The 4,107-nt window shown below is 69.2% G+C and carries 4 protein-coding genes and 1 pseudogene; 4 read left to right on the forward strand and 1 reads right to left on the reverse strand.

Going from position 1 to position 4,107, the window contains the following annotated elements; all coding sequences use genetic code 11:
• Window positions 1–197 (forward strand): annotated as a pseudogene (locus G3N99_RS35760) (LysR family transcriptional regulator); the annotation flags it as partial.
• A gap of 51 nt (window positions 198–248) precedes the next feature.
• On the opposite strand, the gene G3N99_RS35765 reads toward G3N99_RS35760, so the two are convergent.
• The gene (locus G3N99_RS35765; RefSeq protein WP_047903137.1) at window positions 249–599 is read right to left on the reverse strand and encodes a VOC family protein; all 351 of its coding nucleotides are present in this window, start codon (window positions 597–599) and stop codon (window positions 249–251) included.
• A gap of 259 nt (window positions 600–858) precedes the next feature.
• Between G3N99_RS35765 and G3N99_RS35770 the strand changes: the two genes are divergently transcribed.
• From G3N99_RS35770 to G3N99_RS35780, 3 genes are all read left to right on the forward strand, one after another.
• Complete coding sequence (locus G3N99_RS35770; RefSeq protein WP_011355016.1) at window positions 859–1,998, forward strand: LLM class flavin-dependent oxidoreductase; 1,140 nt, start codon at window positions 859–861, stop codon at window positions 1,996–1,998.
• 168 nt (window positions 1,999–2,166) lie between these two features.
• On the forward strand, window positions 2,167–3,360 hold the full coding sequence (locus tag G3N99_RS35775; RefSeq protein ID WP_174987100.1) for an acyl-CoA dehydrogenase family protein: 1,194 nt from the start codon (window positions 2,167–2,169) through the stop codon (window positions 3,358–3,360).
• Window positions 3,361–3,370: 10 nt separating this feature from the next.
• Window positions 3,371–4,107, forward strand: a 737-nt coding sequence (locus tag G3N99_RS35780) for an FAD-binding protein (RefSeq protein ID WP_206124713.1), incomplete at its 3' end; no start/stop codon positions are given.

A 4,107-nucleotide genomic window follows, 5' to 3' on the forward strand; every position in this document is an offset into this window, starting at 1 on the left:
CCGGCCTGACCGCGACGTCGCACTATCTGTCGACGCGGGGGCTCGCGCCGCTGGTCAACGGCGACGCGCTGCCCGCGTTGCCCGACATCGAATTCATCGCACTGGCCGCGAAGCGGCTCAGCCAGCCGGCGCGCACGCTGCTCGAGTTGCTGGAAGCGAGCGACCTGAGCACGCCGGGCGCAGACGCGGACGCGTAACGGATCCGCCACGCGCGCGGCGCCCGCATCCGGCGCCTGCGCCGCGTGCCGTCATGCGGACCGTTTCTGCGAAATCACGAGCAGCGCGCCGTTCTTGTCCTCCAGCACCGCGCGGTATTCATGCGGCCCGGCCTGCACGGGCACGCGCACCGATGCGCCGGCCTTCACGACCCGCGCCATCGCCGCATACAGGTCGTCGTCCTCGTCCACGCGCAGCGTGAGCGCCGCGCGCTCGACGATCTGCTCGTCGCCCGCGACCAGCGCGATCGTCAGCGGGCCGCCGTCGAGCGCGCAATAGCGGTCGCCGTCGCGGAACTTCACGTTCAGGCCCAGCCCGTCGACGAACAACGGCAGCGCCGTGTCGATGTCGTCGACCGGATACAGCAGCATCGAAACCTTCATCCCCTCTCTCCCTTGTCGTTGGTCGGCGCGCGCAACGCGCCCGCCGTTCGATGCTAGCGCGCCGTTCGCCGCGTTACGCAGTCCGATCGGATGACGGTGAAACCCCTCTGTCCCCGCCGGCGTGCCGGTACTCCGAACAGACGATGTCTGCGCCCGTCCACGCGCCGACACTCCCATTCGTGGACCGTCGCGCTTCGTCCGTATCGTGCGGGCGGGCTGCACGACCCCGACTCGTCCAACATACATGGAGACGCACGCAATGAAGTTTTCCCTCATCTACGAAGCCCAGACCACCGACGCATCGCGCGAGGGCGACCACCGGGTGTTCAAGGAGACGGTCGAACAGGCGCTGCTCGCCGAGCAGGTCGGCTTCGACACGATCTGGTGCGTGGAGCACACGTCGCTGACCAACTATGCGCACATGAGCGCGCCGGAGACCTTCCTCGCCTACCTGGCCGGCCGCACGACGCGCATCGGCCTCGGCCACGGCGTCGTGTGCCTGCCGCCGGCGATGAACCACCCGATCAAGGTTGCGGAGCGCGTCGCGCTGCTCGACATCCTGTCCGGCGGCCGCGTGCACTTCGGCGTCGGCAAGGGCGGCAGCCAGCAGGAAGCCGGCGCGTTCGGCTACGACCTCAACGAACTGCAGCCGATGATCGACGAATCGATGTACCTCGTGCCGAAGATGTTCGTGCAGGACGAGATCGAGCACGACGGCAAGTACATCAAGATCCCGAAGCGCCCGATCCACCCGAAGCCGTTCCAGGATCCGCACCCGCCGATGTACCTCGCGTGTACCAACACCGACGCGCTGCTGCGCGCCGGCCAGCGCGGGATGGGCGCGCTGGTGCTCGGCTTCGGCGGCCCCGACGAAGTGGCGAAGAAGAACGCGGTGTACCGCGAAGCGTGGGCGAACCGCAAGCCGGAAGACCAGGTCGGCTTCCGCCCGACCCAGCACCTCGCGGCCCTGTGCCCGACGGTCGTGATGGCCGACGGCCAGGCCGCCCGCAAGATCGGCATCCGCGGCCAGCGCTACTTCATGGAATCGCTCGCGTACTGGTACACGGGCGGCGAGCGTCCGGACCCGGCGAAGTGGGGCGACGACCTCGTGCAGGCCGATACCGGCGAAATGGTGATCCGCTCGCGCTTCGCATCGGAGGAAGTCGTCGTGAACTTCGCCGACCCGGCGCTCGCGATGATGAACCCGAACCATGCGTACGGCACGGTGGACGACTGCATCGGCTATGTCGGCCGCCTGCAGGAAGCCGGCGTCGACGAAGTGCTGTTCCTGTGCCAGATGGGCACGGTGCCGCACGAAGCGCAGATGGAGACTATCCGCAACATCGGCGAGCACGTGATCCCGTTCTTCAACAAGGAGAAGGAGCGCGCCTGCGCGTGATGCACCGGGCCGCGCCCGTCGTCCCGTCCGGTCGGACGATGCGGCGCGGTCGCGCGAAGCCGACCATCGGTGGTGGCGAGCATCGCCCGCGGCCAGGCCGCGCCGAACAACTTTGAACGAGAGCGGGGCACGCGCCGCGGCGCATCACCCGCTTCACAGGAGACATTCGTGCATCGCGACAACGATTCGAACGCACTGGCCGCCACGCTGATCGCCCGGGCCGAGGCACTGGCGCCGACGCTGGCCGGCCGCGCCGCGCAGGCAGACGCGCAGGGCCGGATCCCGGCCGAGACGATCGCCGACATGCAGGCCGCCGGCTTCTTCAAGGTGCTGCAGCCGAAGCGCTACGGCGGCTACGAGCTCGACCCGCAGGCCTTCTTCGACATCCAGATGGCGCTCGCGCGCGGCTGCATGTCGACCGCGTGGGTGTACGGCGTCGTCGGCGTGCACAACTGGCAGCTCGCGCTGTTCGACGAGCGCGCGCAGCAGGACGTGTGGGGCAACGATCCGGCGACGCTGATCGCGTCGACCTACATGCCGGTCGGCCGCGTGACGCCGGTCGACGGCGGCTTCCGCCTGTCGGGCCACTGGAAGTTCTCGAGCGGCAGCGAACTGTGCGAATGGGTGTTCCTCGGCGCGCTGGTGCCGGCAGCCGTTGCCGGCCAGCCGCCCGAATACCGCACCTTCCTGCTGCCGAAATCCGATTACCGGATCCAGCAGGACTGGGACGTGCTCGGCCTGCGCGCGACGGGCAGCCACGACATCGTCGTCGACGACGTGTTCGTGCCCGCGTACCGCACGCACAAGGCCATCGACGGGATGATGGGCACGAGCCCCGGCCTCGCCGTCAACGACGCGCCGCTGTTCAAGCTGCCGTTCGCGCAGATCTTCGTGCGCGCGGTGTGCACGTCGTGCATCGGCGCGCTGCAGGGCGCGCTCGACGATTTCACCGGCTATGCGGCGACGCGCGTGTCGGCCAACAGCGGCGCGAAGACGACCGACGATCCGGGCGCGCAGAACGCGTGCGCGAACGCGGCCGTCGCGATCGACGAGATGAAGGTGCTGCTCAAGCGCAATTTCGCGGAACTGATGGCGTCCGTCACCGGCGGCCCGGCCGTGTCGATCGAGCGCCGCGTGCATTTCCGCTATCAGTCCGCGCAGGTCGCCGAGCGTTGCGCGCAGGCCGCGAACGCGCTGCTGCGCTACGCGGGCGGCAACGGCATCTATCACCGCAATCCGCTGGTGCGCCGCTTCCTCGACCTGCATGCGGCCCGCGCGCACTACGCGAACAACGTGGACCGTTTCGGCCAGAACCTCGGCGCCGTGATGCTCGGCCGCGAGAACACCGACTTCTTCATCTGACGGAGACGCGATGAACGACCCGCAAGCACAGCAATACGTGTTCGACGTGGTGGTCGTCGGTTCGGGCGCCGGCGCGCTGCTCGCCGCGTGCCGCGCGGCCGACCGTGGCCTGTCCGTCGTCGTGATCGAGAAGACGGCGCTGTACGGCGGCACGTCGGCCGTCTCGGGCGGCGGCATCTGGGTGCCGTGCAACCACCACATCGCCGAGCTGGGCGCGACCGATTCGCGCGAGGCCGCGCGCGGCTACATCGAAGCCTGCGTGGCCGGCGAATCGACGCCCGAGAAGATCGACACGTATCTCGACCGCGCGCCGGAGATGCTGCGCTACCTGGAATCGAAGACGCCGGTGCGTTACCAGTCGCTGCCGAAATACGCGGACTATTTCCAGAAGGTGCCGGGCGCGATGCCGGGCTATCGCGCGCTCGATCCGATGCCGTTCGACGGCGGGCTGCTCGGCGACGAGCTCGACCGGCTGCGGCCGGCGTCGCCCGGTACGCTGATCGGCGGGCGCGTGGCCGTGACGTCGAAGGAGGCGCACACGCTGTTCTCGCGCGGCCCCGGCTTCATGAAGCTCGCGATTGCGCAGTTCGGCCGCTACTGGCTCGATATCGGGATGCGCCGCCGGACGCGGCGCGACCGGCGCCTGACGCTCGGCAACGCGTTGATCGGCGGGCTGCGCCGCGCGCTGCTCGATCGCAACGTGCCCGTGTGGCTCGACACGCCGATGCGCGACCTGCTCGACGTGGA

Source organism: Burkholderia sp. Ac-20392, assembly GCF_017104585.1.
In the GTDB taxonomy this organism is placed as follows: Bacteria; Pseudomonadota; Gammaproteobacteria; order Burkholderiales; family Burkholderiaceae; genus Burkholderia; species Burkholderia lata.